We start from the raw sequence: 325 nt of genomic DNA, 5'->3' as shown, positions 1-325 counted from the left end.
AATAAGGTCATTACATAAAGTGGCGCAGCGGACGGGACTCGAACCCGCGACCCTCGGCGTGACAGGCCGATATTCTAACCAACTGAACTACCGCTGCACTTATGTAATATCTCTATTAAAGTACAAACAATCTATTAAGTTTAATAGTGGCGCAGCGGACGGGACTCGAACCCGCGACCCTCGGCGTGACAGGCCGATATTCTAACCAACTGAACTACCGCTGCACTAAAACTTAACGTAAAGGCTTGGTGGGCGCTGACGGGATCGAACCGCCGACATTCTGCTTGTAAGGCAGACGCTCTACCAACTGAGCTAAGCGCCCTTT

At 51.1% G+C, this 325-nt stretch carries 3 tRNA genes; all 3 read right to left on the bottom strand.

The features are described from left to right. Window positions 1–20 precede the first annotated feature (20 nt). Window positions 21–97 (bottom strand) — tRNA-Asp (locus CL42_RS16395). Between the two features lie 50 nt (window positions 98–147). Continuing rightward, a tRNA-Asp gene (locus CL42_RS16390) sits at window positions 148–224 on the bottom strand. 22 nt (window positions 225–246) lie between these two features. Beyond that, window positions 247–322, bottom strand: a tRNA-Val gene (locus tag CL42_RS16385). Between the last annotated feature and the right edge of the window lie 3 nt (window positions 323–325).

The organism is Acinetobacter sp. Ver3, from assembly GCF_000632455.1.
Taxonomy (GTDB): Bacteria; Pseudomonadota; Gammaproteobacteria; order Pseudomonadales; family Moraxellaceae; genus Acinetobacter.
Note: the sequence above shows the minus strand (reverse complement) of the source record. Positions and strands in the feature narration are given on the sequence as shown.